This is a genomic window from Bradyrhizobium sp. Leo78 (assembly GCF_059512425.1).
In genome coordinates this window covers 1-401 of the sequence record NZ_JCAMOT010000260.1, presented here as the reverse complement: position 1 = coordinate 401, position 401 = coordinate 1, and the positions used below count along the sequence as shown (strand labels likewise).

Here is a 401-nt window from a genome sequence, read left to right as displayed (position 1 = left end):
CCGCATCCGAAAGACCGTACAGCGACTGCAGCAGCAGCGCCTTGAACATCACCAGCGGTGGATAGGCCGGCCGACCCGGCGACGTCTCCGCCCGCAGCCCACGTAACAGCTTCTCGAACCGATACCACTTTACCAGAGCAGACAATCGATCAAGGCGCCTACTGCCTCCTGCCTGCGGCAACAACGCATCCACAAAGCTGAATTGACCTGTCTCTTTGACCGCCATCCAAATCATCCCCCGTTCAAAACAAGGGAATCACATCCTCGGTATTTTGCAACAGTCCCCGCTGGGGAGAAGGGGAGTGAGCCCCCGACTATCGTTTCCTACCGTAAAGGTCTCAATGGGAGCGAGGCGCTGCCACGAGTCCCTTCTCCCCAGCGGGGAGAAGATGCCGGCAGGC

At 59.4% G+C, this 401-nt stretch carries 1 protein-coding gene; it reads right to left on the bottom strand.

Annotated elements, in window-relative coordinates; genetic code table 11:
- Positions 1 to 235, bottom strand: a 235-nt coding sequence (locus tag AC5ZG1_RS44580; RefSeq protein WP_496136597.1) for a transposase, incomplete at its 3' end; no start/stop codon positions are given.
- Positions 236 to 401 lie beyond the last annotated feature (166 nt).